This is a genomic window from Bradyrhizobium sp. 142 (genome assembly GCF_023074015.1).
Lineage (GTDB): Bacteria > Pseudomonadota > Alphaproteobacteria > Rhizobiales > Xanthobacteraceae > Bradyrhizobium.
Genome location: NZ_JADPKQ010000393.1, coordinates 1 through 20,828, shown reverse-complemented (window position 1 = coordinate 20,828; position 20,828 = coordinate 1). Strand labels below are relative to the sequence as shown.

16 protein-coding genes and 2 pseudogenes are annotated in these 20,828 nt (G+C 63.8%); 7 read left to right on the top strand and 11 right to left on the bottom strand.

From position 1 onward, the window contains the following. Positions 1-539 precede the first annotated feature (539 nt). Positions 540-965: a CBS domain-containing protein gene (locus IVA82_RS36300; protein ID WP_247391256.1), complete on the bottom strand. Its 426-nt coding sequence runs from the start codon at positions 963-965 to the stop codon at positions 540-542. Between the two features lie 39 nt (positions 966-1,004). After that, entirely contained in the window at positions 1,005-1,838 is an 834-nt protein-coding gene (locus IVA82_RS36295) for a universal stress protein (RefSeq protein ID WP_247391244.1), read from the bottom strand. A gap of 197 nt (positions 1,839-2,035) precedes the next feature. Here IVA82_RS36295 and fixL point away from each other — a divergent pair, with 197 nt between their 5' ends. The 4 genes from fixL to IVA82_RS36275 all read left to right on the top strand — a co-directional run bounded on the left by fixL (position 2,036) and on the right by IVA82_RS36275 (position 5,445). Beyond that, positions 2,036-3,553, top strand: coding sequence for a sensor protein FixL (gene fixL / locus IVA82_RS36290; RefSeq protein WP_247391242.1), 1,518 nt, complete (start codon positions 2,036-2,038; stop codon positions 3,551-3,553). A 3-nt stretch (positions 3,554-3,556) separates the two neighbouring features. Then, complete coding sequence (gene fixJ / locus IVA82_RS36285) at positions 3,557-4,174, top strand: response regulator FixJ (protein WP_247391241.1); 618 nt, start codon at positions 3,557-3,559, stop codon at positions 4,172-4,174. 43 nt (positions 4,175-4,217) lie between these two features. Continuing rightward, positions 4,218-4,640, top strand: a complete 423-nt coding sequence (locus IVA82_RS36280) for a response regulator (RefSeq protein ID WP_247391240.1) — start codon at positions 4,218-4,220, stop codon at positions 4,638-4,640. A 103-nt stretch (positions 4,641-4,743) separates the two neighbouring features. Further along, on the top strand, positions 4,744-5,445 hold the full coding sequence (locus IVA82_RS36275; protein WP_247391239.1) for a helix-turn-helix domain-containing protein: 702 nt from the start codon (positions 4,744-4,746) through the stop codon (positions 5,443-5,445). Positions 5,446-5,514: 69 nt separating this feature from the next. Here IVA82_RS36275 and IVA82_RS36270 read toward each other — a convergent pair whose 3' ends face one another. Genes IVA82_RS36270 through IVA82_RS36255 form a run of 4 tightly spaced genes read right to left on the bottom strand, consistent with a single transcriptional unit; the run spans position 5,515 to position 11,407 of the window. Continuing rightward, a complete protein-coding gene (locus tag IVA82_RS36270) occupies positions 5,515-6,813 on the bottom strand; it encodes an MFS transporter (protein WP_247391238.1) in 1,299 nt (432 codons plus the stop codon). Between the two features lie 23 nt (positions 6,814-6,836). After that, on the bottom strand, positions 6,837-7,358 hold the full coding sequence (locus tag IVA82_RS36265) for a PRC-barrel domain-containing protein (protein WP_247391237.1): 522 nt from the start codon (positions 7,356-7,358) through the stop codon (positions 6,837-6,839). A gap of 24 nt (positions 7,359-7,382) precedes the next feature. Further along, positions 7,383-9,587 (bottom strand): amylo-alpha-1,6-glucosidase, encoded by a 2,205-nt coding sequence (locus IVA82_RS36260; RefSeq protein ID WP_247391236.1) that lies wholly within the window; start codon positions 9,585-9,587, stop codon positions 7,383-7,385. 56 nt (positions 9,588-9,643) lie between these two features. Further along, complete coding sequence (locus tag IVA82_RS36255) at positions 9,644-11,407, bottom strand: ABC transporter ATP-binding protein (protein ID WP_247391234.1); 1,764 nt, start codon at positions 11,405-11,407, stop codon at positions 9,644-9,646. 277 nt (positions 11,408-11,684) lie between these two features. Here IVA82_RS36255 and IVA82_RS36250 point away from each other — a divergent pair, with 277 nt between their 5' ends. Beyond that, a complete protein-coding gene (locus IVA82_RS36250) occupies positions 11,685-12,755 on the top strand; it encodes a glycosyltransferase family 4 protein (RefSeq protein ID WP_247391232.1) in 1,071 nt (356 codons plus the stop codon). A 314-nt stretch (positions 12,756-13,069) separates the two neighbouring features. Then, complete coding sequence (locus tag IVA82_RS36245) at positions 13,070-14,998, top strand: alkyl sulfatase dimerization domain-containing protein (protein ID WP_247391230.1); 1,929 nt, start codon at positions 13,070-13,072, stop codon at positions 14,996-14,998. A gap of 209 nt (positions 14,999-15,207) precedes the next feature. Here IVA82_RS36245 and IVA82_RS49190 read toward each other — a convergent pair whose 3' ends face one another. From IVA82_RS49190 to IVA82_RS36225, 4 genes and pseudogenes are all read right to left on the bottom strand, one after another. Beyond that, complete coding sequence (locus IVA82_RS49190; protein WP_247493748.1) at positions 15,208-16,488, bottom strand: TRAP transporter large permease subunit; 1,281 nt, start codon at positions 16,486-16,488, stop codon at positions 15,208-15,210. A gap of 222 nt (positions 16,489-16,710) precedes the next feature. Next, positions 16,711-17,268: pseudogene (locus tag IVA82_RS49185) on the bottom strand (TRAP transporter small permease); the annotation flags it as partial. A gap of 67 nt (positions 17,269-17,335) precedes the next feature. Continuing rightward, positions 17,336-18,337, bottom strand: coding sequence for a DctP family TRAP transporter solute-binding subunit (locus IVA82_RS36230; protein WP_247391228.1), 1,002 nt, complete (start codon positions 18,335-18,337; stop codon positions 17,336-17,338). Between the two features lie 200 nt (positions 18,338-18,537). Then, a complete protein-coding gene (locus IVA82_RS36225; protein ID WP_346658820.1) occupies positions 18,538-19,308 on the bottom strand; it encodes a methyltransferase domain-containing protein in 771 nt (256 codons plus the stop codon). Between the two features lie 131 nt (positions 19,309-19,439). Here IVA82_RS36225 and IVA82_RS36220 point away from each other — a divergent pair, with 131 nt between their 5' ends. Further along, positions 19,440-20,183: an SDR family oxidoreductase gene (locus tag IVA82_RS36220; protein ID WP_247391223.1), complete on the top strand. Its 744-nt coding sequence runs from the start codon at positions 19,440-19,442 to the stop codon at positions 20,181-20,183. A 277-nt stretch (positions 20,184-20,460) separates the two neighbouring features. Here IVA82_RS36220 and IVA82_RS36215 read toward each other — a convergent pair. Beyond that, positions 20,461-20,592: pseudogene (locus IVA82_RS36215) on the bottom strand (transposase zinc-binding domain-containing protein); the annotation flags it as partial. Between the last annotated feature and the right edge of the window lie 236 nt (positions 20,593-20,828).

The following is a 20,828-nucleotide window of genomic DNA, read 5'->3' as shown; positions in this document are numbered from 1 at the left end:
GGCTCGCCGCCGCACTGAGCGCAGCGTGGAAGGCGAACGGCGCATCGAGCGCCTTGGCCGCGGCAATCACGCAGAGGAAAGCGGTGACCGCGAACAACGCCGCCAGGCCGCTTTCACCTGACGTCATGGATTTCGAGATTAAGGGCTGGCTCATGCGGATTCTCTTTCGAAAGAACACAGCGCCAGAAACCACGTTCACCCTCGCGGGGAATTGATTGAAATCAAGCAAAATGGATTTCTGTTAATGCGTGGCAGCTGTCGTTCGAAGGGTGATATCAATCGCGTGCGACTAGCGCCGCGGGCTCGGCGAGCCATCGCGTCCGTGAAATCACGGAGCCCCGAATGGCGGCCCATCCTTCGAGACGCCCGCTTGCGGCGGGCTCCTCAGGATGAGGTCTGTGTCTCGGCGCATTTTAGACCCTCATGGTGAGGAGCCCGCCGCAAGCGGGCGTCTCGAACCATGCAGGCCGAGCACTTTCGCAGCCTCAAAGAACCGTATGCGATTGCTCGAGGAACAACGGGAACTGCAGGACGTCCCGTCAATCGCGCGCCGTCGCCTTGAGTGCCGCGATGACGTCCTCGCGGGCGATGATGCCGACCAGCTTCTGTGCACCGTCGAGCACGATAATGCTCCTGATGCGATGCTCGACCATGATCTGGAGCACGCGCGTCAACTTCGTGTCGGGACTGACATAGATGAACTCGGGCGTCATGACGTCGCCGACCTTGCGACTCATCAGGTCGCGATAGCGCGGCAGCATCTGGTTCGGCGTGAAGGCGAAGCACTTCAGGATGTCGAATTTGGTGACGATGCCAACGACTTGCTCGTCGTCCTCGACTGGATAGCTGTTGAAATCGTCCTGCTCGAACATCTCGCCGAGTTGGAGCATGTCGAGATCGCGCTTCACCGTCCGGACGTTGCGCGTCATGTAGCCATCGACGGTCTGCTCAAGGAATTTGTACACAGTGCATCCTCATCGATTCGTTCTATGGCGGCCCCGCCGTCAATGCGACAGCAGCACGCAGCGGGCGGTTTGCGCGACCAGATATTGGGTGACGCCCCCGAGGATCAGCTCGCGGAAGCGCGAATGACCGTAAGCACCGGCGACGATCAGGCCGGCTCCGACGTCGCCGGCGAGCTTCTCCAGTTGTTCCGCAGCAGTTTGGTTCCGCCCGCCGTCCGGGACGCGTGCGGTCGCGGTGATGCCGTGTCGGGCGAGCCATGCGGCAACATCGGTGACGCGCGCCATCACGGCCGCGCGGGCCTCATCGCCCTCGGGAATTTCGGCGACGGTGACTTCCCCGGCCTTGCGCAGCATCGGCAGCGCGCCGGCCAGCGCGCGCCGGGCCTCGGGGGTATCCTTCCACGCCACGAGCACGCTGCGCAGATCGAGCCAGGTGACCCGGTCGGGCACGACCAGAAGCGGGCGGCCGGCCTGCATCACCAGATCCTTGGGGCTGGCGAGCGCGAAGGCATCGGAGAACGCCGGGCTGCGCCCGCCGCTGACGAGAATGTCGGCACAGCGCGCCTGCGCCAGGACGAATCGCGCCGGAAAATCCATCGCGCTGCGCCACTGCGCATGTCCGTCGCGATTCCTCGTCGCAGCGCGGAATTGCGCCTCCAGACCCGCAAGGCGCCTCTTGACGGAGGCCTCACCCTGGTCGATCAGGCCCTGGGCCTCGGCGCCGTCGGTGAAATAGAGCGGCGGGGCGAACTGCGCCGCGGCAACCCCGACGATGGCGGCCTCGAATCGTTCGGCGAACTCGCCCGCGACCTGAAGACGCGCCTCGTTGGGCTGATCGAGCGCCAGGCTGACCATCACGGTCGCGTATGTCATCGGGGGTCTCCGCTGCGGTGAGCTTTCGCAAAATAGTAGGCCCGCCGCGGTTCGGGAGGATGAGATAGATCAAACCGCTCCGCGCCATGGCACGGGAAATCCGAATCAGACTTCCGAACTTGCCTCTTGCCCGGCCTTGGGCGACATTGCCGCAACAGAACTGCATCCGGCTGCCGCATGACGATGGGAGCAATCATTTGCCGCCGACGCGCGTAACGCATCCGCCCGAGGACGCTCGCGGCGAGTATTTTCGGGTCCGGATCGAGGGATTCGGCGTTGGCACCTGGGATTTCGACCTCAAAACGCGGGAGCTGGACTGGTCCGAGACCGCCGGGATTTTGCTCGGCGTCGAACGCGGCCGGCCGGCGAGCTACGACCTGTTCCTGTCGCGTCTCGAGCCTGAGGACCGCGAGCGGATCGAGAGCGCAATCAAGCGCGTCTCCGAGTGGGGCGGCGGCTTCGACGTGTCTTTCAGAGTCGGGGGCACCTCCGGCACAGGACAGTGGATTCGCGCCCGCGCGGGACTCATCCGGGACGAGGCCGGGGCGGCCCGGCATCTCAGCGGCATATTGCTCGACATCGACGAGGAGAAGCAGGTCGAGGAAACGCTGCGCACCCGCGAGACTCACCTCCGCTCGATCCTCCACACCGTTCCCGATGCAATGATCGTCATCGACGGCCACGGCATCATTCAGCTATTCAGCACGGCCGCCGAGCGTCTGTTCGGCTGGTCGGAGCTCGAGGCGATCGGCCAGAACGTCAGCATCCTGATGCCGGAGCCAGACCGCACTCGTCATGACAGCTACATCGCCCGATACCGTACAACCGGCGATCCGCACATCATCGGCATCGGCCGGATCGTGACTGGCAAACGGCGCGACGGAACGACCTTTCCGATGCACCTGTCGATCGGCGAGATGCAGACGGGCGGCCAACCCTATTTCACCGGTTTCGTCCGCGACCTTACCGAGCATCAGCAAACCCAGGCGCAGCTCCAGGAATTGCAATCCGAGCTCGTCCACGTCTCGCGCTTGAGCGCGATGGGCGAAATGGCGTCCGCGCTCGCCCACGAGCTCAACCAGCCGCTGGCCGCGATCAGCAACTACATGAAGGGCTCGCGGCGGCTGCTCGCCGGAAGCCACGATCCGAATGCGGCGAAGATCGAGAGCGCACTGGACCGCGCCGCCGAGCAGGCGTTGCGCGCCGGCCAGATCATCCGTCGCCTGCGCGACTTCGTCTCCCGCGGCGAATCGGAGAAGCGGGTCGAGAGCCTCTCCAAGCTGATCGAGGAGGCCGGCGCGCTCGGGCTTGCCGGCGCGCGCGAGCAGAACGTGCAGCTTCGCTTCAGCCTCAATCCGGACGCCGATCTCGTGCTCGCCGACCGGGTGCAGATCCAGCAGGTGCTGGTCAATCTGTTCCGCAACGCGCTGGAAGCGATGGCGCAGTCGCCGCGACGCGAACTCGTCCTCACCAATACGCCCGTCGCCGACGACATGATCGAGGTCGAGCTGTCAGACACCGGGTCCGGCTTCCAGGACGACGTGATTCCGAACCTGTTTCAAACCTTCTTCACCACCAAGGACACCGGCATGGGCGTGGGACTGTCGATCAGCCGCTCGATCATCGAGGCTCACGGCGGCCGCATGTGGGCCGAGAGCAACGCATCAGGCGGCGCGACATTCCGCTTCACCCTGCCGGCAGCCGACGAGAACTGATCCATGACGACCAAGGGAATGATCTACGTCATCGACGACGACGAGGCGATGCGGGATTCGCTGAACTTCCTGCTGGATTCTTCCGGCTTTGGCGTCACGCTGTTCGACGACGCGCAAGCCTTCCTCAACGCCCTGCCCGGCCTCGCCTTCGGCTGTGTGGTCTCCGACGTGCGCATGCCCGGCCTCGACGGGATTGAGCTGCTGAAGCGGATGAAGACGCAGAACTGCCCGTTTCCAATCGTGATCATGACCGGTCACGGCGACGTACCGCTCGCGGTCGAGGCGATGAAGCTCGGTGCGATCGATTTTCTCGAGAAACCGTTCGAGGACGACCGCCTCATCACCATGATTGAATCCGCGATCCGCCAGGCCGAGCCGGCCGCCAGGAGCGAGGCTGTCGCCCAGGATATTGCCGCCCGCGTCGCCTCCTTGAGCCCACGCGAACGGCAGGTCATGGAGGGCCTGATAGCAGGCCTCTCCAACAAGCTGATCGCCCGCGAATATGACATCAGCCCGCGTACGATCGAGGTGTACCGGGCCAATGTGATGACCAAGATGCAGGCCAATAGCCTCTCGGAGCTGGTCCGGCTGGCCATGCGCGCCGGCTTGATCAAGGATTGAGACAGGTCAAGGCCCTTGCGGCGGCCTGTGCTAGCCAGTCAGCATGATCGAGATCGGCTCGCAGCATCAGCGGCTCCCAACGGGGTCATCGGCAAAGCCCACCGTCTACGTGGTCGATGACGATGCCGCCGTGCTGGGTTCCCTGCGCTTCCTGTTGGAAACCGACGGTTTTGTCGTACGGACCTTCAGGAATGCCACGGCGCTGCTCAATGCGGCGGGCCCATCCCGCGCCGACTGTTACGTGATCGACTACAAGATGCCCGACATCAACGGCATCGAGCTGGCCTCCCGCCTGCGCCAATCCGACGGCAATACGCCCGTGATCCTGATCACCGGCTACCCCGACCATAATATTGCCGCCCGAGCGGCGGCGGCAGGCGTGAAAGACGTGATTTTGAAGCCGCTTCTCGACGAAAATCTGGTCAAGCGCATCCGCCGCGTCATCCAGGACCGGCACGAAAACTGACCTGCGGGATTCTACGTAAGGGCACGTCCCTAAGATATCGCTCGAAATTTTCAGTTCCCGCAATCTCGCGTAGCAATGCGTCACCACAACGGAGATGGCGCAGATGCTGACCCAGACGTTCAATACCCAGCCGATCAAGACCCAGATCAACGGCAGCAAGATCGCCCCGGCGCAGCCCGTGTCCGACCAGTTCGGCGCGATCACTGGCCATGTCGGTCTCGTCGCCACCGAATTCTCCTATCGCAAGGACGAGGAGATTTACGGCGAGGACGAGCCGGCAGAATATGTCTACCAGGTGGTCTCCGGCGCCGTGCGCAGCTACAAGCTCCTCTCCGACGGCCGCCGCCAGATCGGCGCCTTCCATCTTCCCGGCGACGTGTTCGGCCTCGAATCCGGCCCTGCTCACCGCCTTGCAGCCGAAGCCATCATCGATACCGCCGTACGGCTCGTAAAGCGTTCGAGCCTCGAGAAGGCCGCAGGCATCGACGTCCTGGTCGCCCGCAAGCTGTGGGTCATGACGGCTGCAGAGCTGCGCCATGCCGAGGATCACATGCTTCTGCTCGGACGCAAGACCGCAATGGAGCGCGTTGCAACTTTCCTGCTCGAAATGGACCGCCGCCTGGCCGTCGCCGGCATGATCGCGCTGCCGATGTGCCGGCGCGACATCGGCGACTATCTGGGCCTCACGCTCGAAACCGTGTCGCGTGCGCTGTCACAGCTTCACGCGCAGGGCATTTTGGGCTTCTCCGGCGCCCGCCAGATCGTGCTGCGCAACCGCCAGCGCCTGCACAGTCTCGACGCCTGATCTCTCCCTCCCCGCCGACGATCGACTTGGCCAGCCGAACTCGTTTCGGCTGGCCATTTTCTTGTCCATTTATCTAGCCGCGAAGCGACGGGTTTCCGGCATCACCAGGAGGATCAGCAGAAATCCGGTCGCGGCGACGCCGGAGAGCCCGATGAAGGCGGTGGCATTGCCGAACTTGTCACTGACATAGCCGCCGAGCACCGTGCTCAGCGACGCGCCGATGCCGGTGGCTGTGCCGACGATGCCTTGGGCGAGATTGAAATGGCCGCTGCCGAAGGCGACGTCCGCCACGATCAGCGGAATCATCACCGCGAACACCGCCGCGGTGAAGCCGTCGAACACCTGCACCAGCACCAGCAGATAGGGATCGCGCACGGTTGCGAACAACAGACCACGGATCGTCAGCGCACCGAAGCCGATCAACAGCAGCGGCCGCCGGCCCCACAGCTGCGCCTTGTGTCCGACCGAGGGCGAGAGCAGTGCCACGATCGCCTGCGGCACGACAATGCAAAAGGCGACGAGCACCGTCGCCCATTGGCTCGACCGCGCCGTCACCGCGCTTGCCATCAGCGGCATCATTGCGCCGTTCGCGAGCTGCAACAGCAGCACGCTGAGCGCGAAGACAATGAGCGGACGCTGCCGGATCAAGTGCCAAATATTGGTATCACCACGGTCCGCCGCTTCACGCGGCATCTCGCCGTGGCAGCGTGCAATGTCGACCTCATGTTCGCGGATGCGCGAGAGCGCGATTAGAGTGGGGATCGCGAGCAGGAAGGTGACCAGGAACACCGAGCGACTCGACAGAAGATAGCCGGCGGTGCCCATCACCGCGGCGGCGACGCCGTTGCCAATGGAGGCGAAGCGCGCGTTGCGGCCGAGCCGCTCGCCGATCGCGACCGGGCCGACCAGACCGAGGCTGATCGCCGCGATCGCCGGACCCAGCACGCAACTCGCAGCCGCGTGCAATGTGGCCGCAGCCACCACCACGGGAAGGATCGGCATGGCCGCATAGGCCAGCGCGCAGCAGCCGATCGTCACGATCGCGAGCGCTGCGACCAGCCGCTCGGATTTCGCGGCGTCGATGATCGCGCCACCCGGCATCTGCCCGATCAGGGCAACGATGCCACCGATCGACAGCACGAGGCCGATTTCGACCTGGGTCCATTTCTGCGTCGTCAGATAGACCGCGATGAAGGGGCCAAATCCTGTCTGGACGTCGGCAAGAAAGAAGATGAACCAGTCGAGGCCGCGCAGGCTCTGGCGTGAGGGAGCCGGAAGACCGGGCGGCGGCGGCGCGGCGACGTTGTCCAGCTCAACGTGGCGACCGCGATCTCCGGCGGCATGGTTCGGCTTTCTCGACGACAACACAGGCGGCCATCCCTCCCCGCGCCTCACTGAATCGCTTGCAGCGTTTGCAGGCTGCCGGATGCGCCGAGCACGACGATCGGCGCGTCCTCCTTGTATTCCGGCGCGGCCGCGACCTGCGCCTTGGTCAGTTCCAGCGTGATGCTGTCCTTCTTGTTGGCGATCTTGCCGAATCGCATCGCGTTCCAGTCCACCACGATCCTGCGGCTGCCGACGCCGAGAAAGCCGCCGAAATCGATCACGGCGGCGCGCACATGACCGGTGCGATCGACGATGATGTCGACGATGCGCCCCATGCCCTCGTCCGCAGCGCTCCGCACGTCGCGGCCGAGGACGCCATGCGCATCGCTCGCGCCGATGATCGTCACCGACGGCGGCGGCGCGGCATCCTTTGGCGTGACCGGCACCGTTGACGCCGGCGGCTGTGCCGTCGGCGGCGCATTTGCTTCACTTGGGGGCACGGGCTGCTCCTCCGCGGCGCGCGACACCGGGGCGGTCAAGCCCGCGGCGATCGCAACGCTCAGAACCAACCATCCAGCGGCACGCATATATCCTCCTCGCGGCCCGCCTTGCTAGCGTGCCAGCACTATCGACACCTGGATCTGGCCGCGCGTGCGCAGCACTTCCAGCGCCACATCGTCGCCGTGGCGGCTGACACGCAGATCGACGCTGGAATCGCCCAGTCGCAGATCGCGCAGGATCACCTCGTTCAAGAACGACGGCAGATGCGGATTGCGCAGGCGGATTTCGCCGCGCGCCACGTCGAATTCGATGCCCAGCGCCGCCTCCAGCAGCGTGAACGGCGTCGCGCTGGCCCAGGCCTGCGGCGCGCACGCGACCGGATAGAGCGTCGGACCGCGCCGCTTTTCGCGTCGGAACCCGCAGAACAATTCGGGCAGCCGCCGCAGGTCCATATAGGTCGCAGCGTCGAACAGGCCCTTGAAGACGTGCGCGACCGAATGCTTGAGCCCATAGCGTGCGAGCCCGAGTGCAATCAATGCATTGTCGTGCGGCCAGATCGAGCCGTCATGATAGGACATCGGGTTATAGCGCACCTCGCCTTGCGCGACGGTGCGGATGCCCCAGCCCGAGAAGAAGTGCGGCCGCATCAGGTCGGCAGCGACCAGCCGCGCGCGGTCCTCGCGGATCATGCCGCTGAACAGGACCTGTCCCGCATTCGAAGTCCGCACCCTGCAAGGCCGCTTGCCGCCGTCGAGCGCGAGCGCGTAGGTGCCAAGCTCCTCGCACCAGAACGCCTTCTCGAAGCGTTCCGCCAACGCCTTGGCTTCCGCCTCGAGCTTCCTCACGCGGTCCGGCTTACCGAGCCGCAAGGCGCAACGCGCGGCGAACTGCTTTGCCGCATAGACGTAGCCCTGGACTTCGGCCAGCGCGATATTGCCTTCCGCAAGCTGGCCGTCGGCATGGAAGATCGCGTCGAACGAGTCCTTCCAGCCCTGGTTGGCGAGACCTTTTTCGGTGGCCCGCTGATATTCGACGAAGCCATCCTGATCGGGATCGCCGGGCCCGTCGATCCAGGCGAGGCCCGCCTCGATCGCCGGCCACAGCTCGATCAACGTCTTCTCGTCGCCGGTGCGCTCGAAATACCGCCCGGCCAGCAGCACGAACAACGCGGTCGAATCCACGCTGCCGTAATATTGCGAGAACGGCACCTCGCCCAACGCAGCCATCTCGCCGCCGCGCATCTCGTGCAGAATCTTGCCCGGTGCGGCGTCCGCCAGCGGATCGACCGCTTTCGCCTGGAAATGTGCGAGCCGCCGCAACACGCCCTTGGCGATCCGCGGGTCGACCCACAGCATCTGCAGCGCGGTGATCAGCCCGTCGCGGCCGAACGTCGTCGAGTACCAGGGAATGCCGGCGTAGGGATAACGTCCCTGCGGCGTCTCGGTCATCAACATGTTCAGATCGGCCATCGCCTGGCACAGGACTTCGTTGAAAATGTTATTGGAGGTCTCGATGCTGGCGGCGCCCATGGTCGACTGGCGCATTTCGCGCCGATGGGCGAGCAGGCCCCGGAAGAAGGGCACCGGCTTCTCCGCCGGCGGCCGGTTGCAGGAGACGGCCACGAACAGTGACTTGGCCTGATGCGGCTCCAGATCGAGCTCCCAGGTCGCGGCATTGACCGAGAGCCGCGTCGGACGCGGGTCGAAATGCAAGCCAGCGCTACGCTCGGCGTCATCGAGGCCGCGATATTCGAACAGCACGTCGGTCGGTCCGAACAGTCGGCTCGTTCCGATGCCGCGGCGCGGCCGCCGCTCGCCGCGGACCTCGAACAAGTCGGCGAAGTCGTTGCCGAACAGCAGCGTCAGCGGGAAGCTGGTGCGCCGATCGCCATGGTTCTGCACGCCGATGCGCTGATAGGCCGTGCCGCGCCACAGGAAGATCGTGCGCACGATGTGCAGCAGGTCTTTTTGCAGAACGAGGCTGCCCTCCCGGTAGATGTCCGGGTTGGTGAGGTCGACAGTCAGCGCCGAATTGTCGTCACGTAGGTTCGAGCCGAGCAGCAGCGGCTGGAGATCGTCGAGCACGAGCTCGAGCCGGGCAAGATAGCGCGTGTCGTGATGGAACAGGCCGTCCGGCCCGCCGGCCGAGGCGCCGATGTCGCCATGGCTATCGAGCACGATGAAGGTGTCGTCGTGCTTGAGCGAACGCCGCGGCCGGGCCGATGGCCCGGTCATCGGAATGTAGAAAGGTTGCTCGGCGACCTGCTCCAGGGTCCGCGTCACAGAGACGAATTGGGTTACGGCTTCGGCCGACATGAACTCTTCCCCTGCGTTTGTTTCGAAACGCAACCGACGAGAACGCGACTTTTGATTTACGCGGCGGCTTGCGAGAGCCGGCTCATTTCCTGCGTAACCAGCTCACGATAGGGCCCGTGTCCCTGCATCAGGCGCTCGGGCGAGCCGTCCTCGATGATCTTACCATTCTTCAACACGACCACACGGTCGAAATTGCGCAGCGTCGCGAGCCGATGCGCAATCGCAATCACAGTGCGGCCACGCATCAAGCGCGACAGCGCTTCGCGGATCGCCTCCTCGGATTCGCTGTCGAGCGCCGCGGTCGCCTCGTCCAGCAGCAGGATGGGCGCGTCCTTGAGGAACGCCCGCGCAATCGCAATGCGCTGGCGCTGGCCGCCGGACATTTTGACACCGCGGTCGCCGACCATGGTATCGAGACCTTCCGGCAGGCTCTCGACGAAATCGCAGCGCGCCGCGATCGCCGCCCGCAGCACCTCGTCGTCGGTCGCATTGGGGCGGCCGTAACGGATGTTCTCGCGGATCGAGCGATGGAACAGAGAGATATCCTGCGGCACGACCGAGATCGCCTCGCGCAGGCTGAGCTGGGTTACCTTGGAGATGTCCTGCCCGTCGACGGTCACGCTGCCCTCGTCGACGTCGTAGAAGCGCTGGAGCAGCGTGAACAGTGTCGACTTGCCGCCGCCGGACTGGCCGACCAGGCCGACACGCTGACCCGGCTGGAGCCGCAGGCTGAATCGCTCGAAGATCTTCGCGCCGCCGGGATAGCCGAAGGTGACGTTGTTGAACGCAATCGCGGCGCCGCTCTTGACCAGCGGTTCCGCATTGGGGTGATCGCGCAGTTCATGCGGCACCAGCAGCGTCGCGATTGCCTCGGTCAGCCGCGCGACGTGCTGGGTGACGTCGACCAGGGCCACCGCGAGGTCGCGCGTGGCATTGAGAATGGAGAGGCCGAGGGTGCAGACCAGCACCACGTCGCCCGTGGTCGCCTCGCCCTGCTGCCAGAGCGTGATCGCCCAAGCCATAAGCGCAATGGTGAGCACCACGGTCACGCCGGCGTGAGTGAGCCGCAGCTTTTCCAGGTAGCGCAGGCTCCGGCCGCGCGCGGTGAGTTCCCGGTTGACGGTGGCGTCGAAACGTTCGTGCTCGTGGGTGATGCCGCAGAAGGCCCGAACCAGCGGCATGTTGCTGATGACGTCGATCATCTCGCCATCGACCACGGCCGCCTTGTCGGCGAAATCGTCATGCAGCGGCTTGCCGGCGGCAGCGAGGTGGAACATCGCCAACACCATGCCGCCGGCGATCACGATCAGGCCGAGCGCCATATAAGGGCTGACGGTTCCAATCAGCGCGATTGCCGCAACTGTGGCAATGCAAGGCGGGAGCACATTCCAGACGAACATGTTCTCGACCGTAAACACCGCATTCGACGTGGCGGTGATGCGGCTGGTGAGCATGCCCGGCATCCGGTCCGAAAAATAGCTCGGCGCGTGCCCGGTCAGATGGCGGAAAATGTCGCGGCGCAAATCGCCGGTGACGCGGACGAATGTGAAGCTCGCGGTCCAGCTCGCGATCCGCCACAGGAAATTGTCGGCGGTAATCAGCGACATGAGGAAAACGAATGCCAGCCATACGCTACCGCCATGTGAAGGTCCGGCCGACAGGCTGTCGACCAGGGACTTGACGCCGTACTGCGTGCCCACTGAGCAGGCAACCGCCGCCACGACGGCGGTCAGGATCACCAGATGCGACGCCATACGGCGCCGTAGATAGCGCAGAACAAAGGCAAATGGCCTGCGCGCGTATCCAGAAAGATGATCCATTTAGCTGCGACCCCGTCGTGATGATTCCAATTTTGTTACTGGTCGACTGAACATCGACCGCTTTGCCTCGGTTCCCGGGCCAGACCATCACGACATGCGGATGCGGACGATCTGAGATCAGGTGATGGCAGGACCAAGATCGCGCGCCACGTGTCGAATAAGTAACATTCGTTGAGAGGAACTTCGCAAGTGCGGGAACGTTCCCTTCGCTGGCGTATGCCGGTGCCGAACAGGCGGGGGCTTTCTATAATCATGGTCGTACAGAGGAGATGGTGAGATGCGCATCGCGCAGGTAGCTCCGTTGACGGAGGCTGTTCCACCCAAGCTTTATGGCGGCACCGAGCGGGTGGTGCATTGGTTGACGGAAGAGCTGGTTGCCTTGGGACACGATGTAACGCTGTTCGCCAGCGGCGATTCGCGGACATCCGCGAAGCTGGATGCTCTGTGGCCGCGGGCACTCCGGCTCGACGGTTCCGTGCGCGATCCGAACGCGCTGCACATGGTGATGCTGGAACGGGTGCGGCAGAAATGTGACGACGAGGAATTCGACTTCCTTCACTTCCATCTCGATTACTATCCGTGGTCGCTGTTCTACCGCCAGCCGACGCCGTTCGTGACCACCCTGCATGGCCGGCTCGATCTCCCCGAGCACCAGCCGGTATTCAACACGTTTCCCAAGGTTCCTGTGATCTCGATCTCAAACGCACAGCGGCGTCCGGTGCCGCAGGCCAACTGGGTGAGGACCATTCACCATGGCCTGCCGGAGAACCTGCTGACGCCGAAGCCGGCTCGCCAGGAATATCTCGCCGTGCTCGGCCGCATCGCGCCGGAAAAGGGCGTCGACCGCGCCATCAAGATCGCCACCCATTGCGGCATCCCGCTGAAGATCGCAGCCAAGGTCGATCGCGCCGATCAGGATTATTATGACGAGCTGATCCGGCCCATGATCGAGAACAATCCGCTGGTCGAATATATCGGCGAGATCAGCGATCACGAGAAGTCAGATTTCCTGAGCGGCGCGCTCGGCCTGCTGCTGCCGATCGACTGGCCGGAGCCGTTTGGCCTCGTCATGATCGAGGCCATGGCCTGCGGAACGCCGGTGGTCGCCTTCAATCGCGGCTCGGTGCCTGAGATCATCGATGAGGGGCTGACCGGCTTCGTGGTCGAGGACGTCCTCAGCGCGGCCGGCGTAGTCAAACGGCTTCCGGAGTTGAGCCGCGCCGCGATCCGCAAGCAGTTCGAAACACGGTTCACCGCGCGGCGCATGGCGCTGGACTATCTCGCCGCCTATCGCAACCTGACCGAGGAGCAGGCGCCGCGGATCAAGCTGGTGAGCAGCGCGGAGTAGCGCTTCTGCGCCGCTGCCAGCCGATGTGCCCTCTCCCCTTGCGGGAGAGGGCTACGAGGGCCGAGCGGCAAACTCGTTTGGGTGAGGGGTTGCTTCCCGATCGCAAAGCCTCTCCGCGGAGAGAGACCCCTCATCCGGCGCCATAGCCGAAGCTTCGCTTCGGCGTTCTTAAGAACGGCGGCCGAAGGCCGCCTATGCCACCTTCTCCCACAAGGGGAGAAGGGAAGAAGAGGCGCCCTGCTTCCTTGCCGTCATTGTTGGCAATCACCTGCGAGATGCAGTTAGATGGCTACGACCGGTCGGGAGGAAGCAAAATGACTGAACACAGCAACACGCCGAAGGAAGCGTCGCCGTCCGTCATCGCACAGCAGAACGCCATGCTGAACGCGCTGCCGTTTTCCGACACGCGGGATTTCGACGATGCCGCGCGCGGCTTCCTCGGCACGATCGAGAATGCAGAGATCACCAACCCGCAAGGGCGGACGGTCTGGAGCCTCGAGCCCTACGGCTTCCTGTCCACCGAAGCGGCGCCGCCGACGGTCAATCCGAGCTTGTGGCGCCAGTCGCGTCTCAACATGCATCACGGCCTGTTCGAGGTCGTGACCGGCGTCTACCAGGTGCGCGGGCTCGACATCGCCAACATGACGCTGATCGAGGGCGAGCGCGGCGTCATCGTCGTCGACACACTGACATCGATCGAAGGCGCCCGGGCTGCGCTCGATCTCTACTACAAGCACCGCGGCATGCGGCCGGTCGCGGCCGTGATCTTTACCCACACCCATACCGATCACTGGGGCGGTGCGCGCAGCGTGCTGGAGGAGGATGCACTCGCCACCGGCCAAGTGCCGCTCATTGCCCCGAACCTGTTCATGGAGCATGCGGTTTCCGAGAACATCATTGCGGGGCCGGCGATGCTGCGCCGGGCGCAGTACCAGTTCGGCCCGTTCCTCGCCAAGGGCGTGCGCGGGCAGGTCGATTGCGGCCTCGGCAAGTCGATGGCGGCAGGCTCGGTCGCACTGCTGCGCCCGACCGACCTGATCATGGCGACCGGCGACAAGCGCGTGATCGACGGCGTCGAATTCGAATTCCAGATGGCGCCGAACAGCGAAGCACCGGCGGAGATGCATTTCTTCATTCCGCGCTACAAGCTGTTGAACCTCGCCGAGAACTGCACGCATAATTTCCACAATCTGCTGCCGTTCCGCGGCGCTGATGTGCGCGACGCGCTGGCCTGGTCGAAATATCTTGGCGAGGCCTTGCAGCTGTGGGATGGCAAGGCGGAGGCGATGTGCGGCCAGCATCACTGGCCGGTGTGGGGGCGCGAGCGCATCGGCACGATGATCCGGCAGCAGCGCGATCTCTACAAGTTCGCGCATGACCAGACCATCCGCCTGATGAACCACGGTCTCAACGCTGCCGAGATCGCCGAGACCATTCAATTGCCGAAGAGCCTCGAAGGCGCCTGGCACGGCCGCGGCTATTACGGCCACATCCGCCACAATGTGAAGGCGATCTACCAGAAGTACCTCGGCTGGTACGACGCCAATCCGGTCAATCTCGATCCGCTGCCGCCGGTGGAATCCGGGAAGAAGTACGTCGAATATATGGGCGGCGCCGACGCGATCCTCGCTCGCGCGCGCAAGGACTATGACAAGGGCGAATTCCGCTTCGTGGCGCAGGCGCTCGGCCATCTCGTGTTCGCCGAGCCGGACAATGCGGCGGCGCGTGCGCTGCTGGCGGATACGCTGGAGCAGCTCGGTTATGCGGCCGAAAGCGCCACCTGGCGCAACGCCTATCTGTTCGGCGCCCAGGAATTGCGCCAGGGCATGCCGAAGACGCCGCCGCGTCCGCCGATTCCGCGCGAGACGCTCGCGGCGCTGCGCACCTCACAGCTCTGGGACATGCTCGGCGTCCGCCTCAACGGCCCCAAGGCCGAGGGCAAGCACATCGTGCTGAACTGGAGCTTTTCCGACACCGGCGAGACTTTTGTGCTCAACCTGGAGAACTGCGCGCTCACCTATATCGCAGGCATGCAAGCGGAAGGCGCTGACGCCAGCTTCACATTGGCGCGCGCGACCCTCGATGAAGTGATCGGGAAACTGACGAGCTTTCCGGAGACGGTGGCCGCCGGCAAGGTCAAGCTCGCCGGCAACCCGATGCGGCTCGCCGAGCTGATGGGCCTGATGGATGAATTCCCGCGCATGTTCGAGATCGTCGAGCCGAAGCGGGCGGCGGTGAGGTAAGGCTACGCCGACTTGTTTCCTTCTCCCTTGTGGGAGAAGGTGGCGCGAAGCGCCGGATGAGGGGTATCTATCGGCAAACTCTAGCCTAGGCGAGAGATTCGCCCGCGGAGAGAAACCCCTCGCCCGGCTCGCCGCTGCGCGGCGATCCACCCTCTCCCACAAGGGGAGAGGGTGCACCGCTCGCGCAGCTACATGCTCAACAAATTCCACTACATCCCCAGCAGGTTGGGCAGCCACAGTGACAGACCCGGCCAGTAGGTCACGAGCACGAGGAACGCCAGCATCGTCAGGAGCCATGGCCACACCGCGACCGTGAGCTCGGTGATGCCCATCTTGGCGATACCGGAGGCGACATAGAGGTTGAGCCCGACAGGCGGATGGCACAGCCCGACCTCCATGTTGACCGTCATCAGGATACCGAAATGGATCGGATCGATGCCGAGCTTGATCGCGACCGGAAACAGGATCGGCGCCATGATCAGGATGATCGAGGACGGCTCCATCACGTTGCCCGCCAGCAGCAGCAGCAGGTTGACGACGAGGAGGAAGCCGATCCAGCCGAGGCCCTGATCGATCATCCATTGCGCAAGCGCTTGAGGTACGTTCTCGTAGGTCATCAGGAACGAGAACAGGACGGCGTTGGTGATGATGTAGAGCAGCATCGCCGAAAGATTCGCCGACGACAGCAGCACCCGCGGCACGTCCCGCAGCTTGAGGTCCTTGTAGATGAACACCGCAACGACGAAGGCGTAGACCGCACTGACGGCGGCAGCTTCGGTCGGCGTGAACAGGCCGCTGTAGATGCCGCCGATCACGATCACGATCAGCAGGATGCCCCACATCGACTTGCGGAAGGCGTCGAGGCGCTCCATGAAGGTCGCCTTCGGCATCCGCGGATAATCGTTGCGCCAGGCGCGATAGAACGTCGTCGCGCCGAGGAGCGTGGCCAGCACGAACCCCGGCACGATGCCGGCGATGAACAGCTTGCCGACGGAGCTGTTGGTGGAGACGGCAAAAAGCACCATCGGAATCGAGGGTGGAATGAGAATGCCCAGCGAGCCGGAGGTCGTGATCACGCCCGCGCCGAACCGCTTTGGAAATCCCTGCGCGACCATAGCGGGCAGGATCACCGAGCCGATCGCCACCACGGTCGCCGGCGACGAGCCGGAAATCGCGGCAAACAGCGCGCAGGCGACCACGCCCGAGAGCGCAAGCCCGCCGTACCAATGGCCGACCAGCGCAGTCGCAAACGCGATCATCCGGCGCGCCACGCCGCCATGGGTCAGGAAGTTGCCGGCGAGGATGAAGAACGGGATCGCCATGATCTCGAAATTCTCGATGCCGGTGAACAGCTTCAGCGCCACCGATTCGGTTCGCACGTCGGTCAGCGTGAACATGAAGCTGAGCACGGTCAGACCGAGCGCGATCGAGATCGGCATGCCCGTGAGCATCAGCGACAGCAGAAGCGCGAAAACCACGGCGACCCGCAGTCCCTGCGGCAGGGTGATGACGTGCGCCGAATGGGCGAAGCACAAGGCGACGATCAGGACCGGCAACAACATCAGGACCCAGCCGAGCGGACTGCGTTCGTCACGGACCACCTGACTGCGCGTGACCGGAGCCGGATGAACCGGGTCTATCTCGACGCCTTCGACGCCGGCCATGTCGTGATGGGGCAGCTCGCCGGTATGATAGAACGACCAGGCGACCTGCAGGAAGCGGAAGCACATCAGCCCCGAGCCGAGAGGGATAGTGAGGTACACCATCCACATCGGCGCTTCGAGATCGTTCGACTGCTGGCCGGTCTGCCACATCTGGCCGACGAACGCGGCGCCGAAATAAGCGACGATGGCAGTGAAAAGCGCGCCGCACAAAAGACCGAAGGTGATGACGCGGCGGCGTGATCCACCGGGCAGGATGTTGACGAGCACGTCGACGCCGACATGGATGCCGGTGCGAACGCCATAGGCCGCGCCGAACTTGGCCATCCAGATGAACATGTAGATGCAGAGCTCTTGCGCCCAGGACAGGTCGAGGTCGGCAAGCCAGACGAACACCGCGCGCGCGGGCACAGCAAGGAAGCTCAAGTTGCGGGCTTCCGCCCATTTGGCGAGATCGATCGACAGCCCCGCCCCGTAGCGGTGCAGCACGGCGACGAAGATCAGCGATGTCGCGGCCGCAATGAGCGTCGCGATCAGCCATTCTTCGAGATGATTGAGCACACGATTCAAAACACGCAGCAACTTGGTCCCCCAGGATCGGCTCGTCATTCAAGAGCGAAACGGCCGGGAGCGCGTGACCCCCGACCGTTCGGATTGTTGTTATAAGGTGCGGCCGTCAGTTCATCTTGACGTCGAGTTCCTTGGCGAGAAGATCGAGCACCTCCTGCCCGACCCGGCCCTTGGCCCATTTGTACGTCGGCTGCATCGCCTCCTGCCAGGCCTTGCGATCGGCGTCGGTAAGATAATGCAGCGTGGTCTTGCCCACCTTCTTGATCTCGGCGAGCGCGTCCTCGTTCTCCTGGCGCGCAATCGAGTTGGTATAGTCGGTCGCCTCGGTCATCGCCTTCTCGAGCTGGGTGCGAATATGGGGCGGCAGGCCGGACCAGAATTTCGAGTTCACGATGACGGCGTATTGGAGATGCGCGTGATAGGACACGGTGATGTCCTTCTGCACTTCGTAGAATTTCTGCGTCCAGTAATTCGACGCCGTGTTCTCGCAGCCGTCGACCACGCCGGTCTGGAGCGCCTGGTAAACTTCCGAGAATGCCATGATCTGCGGGATCGTGCCGACCAGGCGGAAATACTGGTCCGCGACCTTCGATCCGGAGATGCGGAATTTCAGTCCCTGGAAATCGGTCGGCTTCACCAGCGGACGGTTGGCCGAAACCATGTGGAAGCCGTTGTCCCAATAGCCGAGCCCCGTGATGCCCTTGGCCTCGAGCTTCTGGAACAGCCACTTGCCGACCGTGCCCTTCATCGCATTGGCGTAGGTGTCGCCGTCCTTGAACAGCCAGGGCAGGTCGAGCGCCTCGAATTCCTTGATGCCGAGCGGTGCGAATTTCGCGGTCGAGGGCGCCAGCATGTGCACGGAGCCGAGCTGCAGCGCCTCGATCTCCTCCTTGTCCTTGTAGAGCGTCGAGTTCGGATAGACTTCGATCTTGACCTTGCCGTCGGTGTACTTCTCGGCGAGCTCCTTGAATTTGAGCGCGCCCTTGCCCTTCGGGGTGTCGTTGGCGACAACGTGACTGAACTTGATGATGATGGGGCTCTGGGCCTCGGCGACGGCAGGGGCCACAAGAATAGCCGCGGCGGCGACCGCAAGAAGCAGCTTGCGCATGAAGTAACCTCCCAACAACCTTTAAAACCGGGTTCTTTTTTGTTTTCCGGTTTTGAGTAGTGACAGCAATCCACCACCCGAACAACTAGACCTAAGCCCAATTTGCCGCAGCCAAGCTAGCTTGACCGCCGGCGTCTACGCAACTCGGCACCCGCTCCAGCCTGCGCAGCGAGCGCTTATGTCGCATTGCGGCAATGCGATCAGCCCTTGCGCTGGGCAACGATGAAGAGGCGGCGGAACGGGAACAGCGTCTGCCCCATCGCATTCTTCGGATAGGCTTTCGCCACCCGCTCGCCATAGGCGGTCTCGAACGCCGCTTTTTCTTCGCCCTGCAGCACGTCGAGATAACGCGTCAGCCAGGTGCCCTTGGTCCACTCCTTCACGGGGTTCTCGCCTTCAAGCACCTGGAGATATTCGGTCTCCCAGATGTCGATGTTTTGGGACAAGGGCAAAAGAACATCATGATAGAACGCGGGACCTTCGACCGGCGGCGGCGTGACGAGATGCTCGACCTTGGACCGCCACGGCCCGTTCAGCGCGGTCTCGCCGATCAGCACATGCGAAGGCGCAAGGAAGTTGCGCGGCATCTGCACCGCAAGCATGCCGCCCGGCGTCACCTTCTCCATCACCGACGGGAAGAGTGCCGCATGATTGGGCAGCCAGTGCAGTGCGGCATTGGAATAGACCACGTCATATTGCTTCGCCGGACGCCAGTGTCCGAGATCCTGATGCGACCATTCCACGTCCGGCGCGGCCTTGCGGCCCGCGGCGACCATCTCGGCCGAGCCTTCGACTCCGGTCACGGTCGCGCCCGGCCAACGCTCCTTAATCAGTTTGGTGACGTTGCCGGCGCCGGCACCGAGATCGGCGATCTCGCGCGGGGCAAAATCCGGAATTCGCATCAAGAGATCGACCGCGGGCCGGAGCCGGTGGCCGGAGAATTTCAGATATTGCTGCGGATCCCAGACCATCGGCTCACGCCTTTTCTTTTTCATGTTTCCTTCGTCCTGCCTCTTGGTTACCACTGCTCGTCCCGCTCAGGCAATTCGCAGCCGGCAGGGATGGGGCAGGAAACAAGCAGCAACAAGCAAGAGCGTTGACCATGGACCTCGGGCTCAAATCGAAAACCGCTGTCGTCACCGGCGCGAGCATTGGCATCGGCCGTGCCATCGCCAAGGGCCTGGCGGCCGAAGGCGTGCGCATCGTGGCGGTGGCACGACGGGGCGACCTGCTCGCCCAACTGGTGCAGGAGGTCGGCGGCGGCGCGATCATCCCGTTCGAGCAGGACGTGATGGCAAAGGATGCAGCCGAGAACATCGCAGCCTTTGCGCTGAAGGAGCTCGGCCATGCCGACATCCTCGTCAACAATGCCGGCGGCAGCCGCCCGCTGCCGATCGATGCGCCCGACAGCCAATGGGACGAGGCGATCGCGCTGAACTTCACCAGCTACCGCCGCATCGCGCATGTGCTGCTGCCGCAGATGGTGGCGCGCAAATGGGGCCGCATCATCAACATCACCGGCAAGTCCGAGCCGGAAGGACTCAACGCCGCGTTCGCGGCCAAGGCCGCCGTGCACGCCTGGGCCAAGGGCCTGTCGCGCGAGATCGGCGAGCACGGCATCACCATCAACTGCATCCCGCCCGGCCGCATCATGAGCGAGCAGATCCGCCGCAACTATCCGCCGGACTACCGCGAGCGCTTTGCCGAAGAGGAAATTCCGGTGGGCTATTGGGGCGAGCCGGAGGACCTCGCCGCGCTCGCAGTGTTCTTGGCCTCGCCGGTGGCACGGTACATCACGGGTACGGTGATCCCGGTGGATGGGGGGTTGAGGAGGTATCAGTTTTAGCCATTGGGCTGTTAAACTGACGGAGCTGCGAAAGCATGCCGCTCCGCTGTTCTCCCGGGAGCGGACAGTGTCAGCTGACTCAACGATTCGGCTGAGGGCCGGAAGTCTAAGCATCCGCGAAAAAGTCGACCGCCGACACGGTTTCGAGCAAAGCGCTTAGTCACGATAGCCCTTACACTTCGTCTCCTCTTTGTACTCGCCGTGCTTGCCCCACTTCCGCTCAATCTTGCAGAGGCCTAGGTAATACTCCTGCTCGTATTCGCGATCGTAGTTGTAGGCGCGATATGGCCGCCGGCAGCGTGAACACGACGTGATAGTACGGCACCGGCAGCAGCTCGGCCTCGCGGTCGGCGAGCCAGTCCTTTGCGGCGGCGCCCTGGCACTTCGGGCAATGCCGGTTGCGGCAGGTAATGGGCGACGCCCATTACCTGCCTTATGGGCAAAGCCGGTAATGGGGAGCTGGCGGCAACTTGATCGCGCTCCTGCACCAATCACCGCCAACCCCGCTCTCCATTACGAGGTACGCCTGAGGAGTTCGATCAGCTTGTCGGTGGGCTGGAAGACGCCGCGCCGCAGGTGGGGCGGCACGATCGCCTCCATCGCATCGAGCTTCTCGGTCGGATCGCCGCGCGTGTAGACCTCGGT

Coding starts and splice junctions, on each gene's coding strand:
- IVA82_RS36295 (WP_247391244.1), bottom strand. CDS start 1,838: ATGACATACGCGACCGTGATGGTCAGCCTGGCGCTCGATCAGCCCAAC.
- fixJ (WP_247391241.1), top strand. CDS start 3,557: ATGACGACCAAGGGAATGATCTACGTCATCGACGACGACGAGGCGATG.
- IVA82_RS36280 (WP_247391240.1), top strand. CDS start 4,218: ATGATCGAGATCGGCTCGCAGCATCAGCGGCTCCCAACGGGGTCATCG.
- IVA82_RS36275 (WP_247391239.1), top strand. CDS start 4,744: ATGCTGACCCAGACGTTCAATACCCAGCCGATCAAGACCCAGATCAAC.
- IVA82_RS36265 (WP_247391237.1), bottom strand. CDS start 7,358: ATGCGTGCCGCTGGATGGTTGGTTCTGAGCGTTGCGATCGCCGCGGGC.
- IVA82_RS36260 (WP_247391236.1), bottom strand. CDS start 9,587: ATGTCGGCCGAAGCCGTAACCCAATTCGTCTCTGTGACGCGGACCCTG.
- IVA82_RS36255 (WP_247391234.1), bottom strand. CDS start 11,407: ATGGATCATCTTTCTGGATACGCGCGCAGGCCATTTGCCTTTGTTCTG.
- IVA82_RS36250 (WP_247391232.1), top strand. CDS start 11,685: ATGCGCATCGCGCAGGTAGCTCCGTTGACGGAGGCTGTTCCACCCAAG.
- IVA82_RS36245 (WP_247391230.1), top strand. CDS start 13,070: ATGACTGAACACAGCAACACGCCGAAGGAAGCGTCGCCGTCCGTCATC.
- IVA82_RS36230 (WP_247391228.1), bottom strand. CDS start 18,337: ATGCGCAAGCTGCTTCTTGCGGTCGCCGCCGCGGCTATTCTTGTGGCC.
- IVA82_RS36225 (WP_346658820.1), bottom strand. CDS start 19,308: ATGGTCTGGGATCCGCAGCAATATCTGAAATTCTCCGGCCACCGGCTC.
- IVA82_RS36220 (WP_247391223.1), top strand. CDS start 19,440: ATGGACCTCGGGCTCAAATCGAAAACCGCTGTCGTCACCGGCGCGAGC.